Origin of the sequence: Vibrio sp. 1562 (genome assembly GCF_033340155.1) — a bacterium.
Lineage (GTDB): Bacteria > Pseudomonadota > Gammaproteobacteria > Enterobacterales > Vibrionaceae > Vibrio > Vibrio alginolyticus.
Window position 1 is genome coordinate 1 of record NZ_JAWOVY010000855.1, and the last position, 501, is coordinate 501.

The following is a 501-nucleotide window of genomic DNA, read 5'->3' on the forward strand; positions in this document are numbered from 1 at the left end:
TCTGGAGCAACAATCTGAGCATTGAACCGGGCGGTAAGTTCTTCGGTGAAGCAGCAGAATTGCCAGAAAAAGAAGTGGTCAGCCTGAAAGGCAAAGTGCAAGAAAGCGCAACGGCGAAAGACAACAGCGCCAACACTGAAAAGCGACTCGCGCGCAAAAGCGCATAAAAAAGACGGCGATTAAGCCGTCTTTTTCGTTTTACTGTTTGCATCCAATGTCTGGTTTTACATCGGGTTGAGAATCAGCGCAGAACGCTTGGCATTCGGACCAAACGCCGATGCCGCACGTGCTTTCACTTCTTCTAGTGTTACGCTCTTAGCGGCTTTCTCTACATCCAACACAACATCCAATCCGTAGTCGTGCGCGAGGTAGCGGCTGTAAACCCAAGCGCGAGAACCAGGGTTGTCACCCAATCCTTGCATCGCGACAGCAAGCTGCTTGGCCGCAGTGTCGACTTCTTTCTGGGTAATGTTGGTCGCGAGATCGTCGAAAACCTTATCC

Annotated in this window: 2 pseudogenes; one reads left to right on the plus strand and one right to left on the minus strand. The window is 51.1% G+C overall.

Going from position 1 to position 501, the window contains the following annotated elements:
• Nucleotides 1-167, plus strand: a pseudogene (locus R7Z49_RS28045) (polymer-forming cytoskeletal protein); the annotation flags it as partial.
• Between the two features lie 57 nt (nucleotides 168-224).
• Here R7Z49_RS28045 and R7Z49_RS28050 read toward each other — a convergent pair.
• Nucleotides 225-501 (minus strand): annotated as a pseudogene (locus R7Z49_RS28050) (insulinase family protein); the annotation flags it as partial.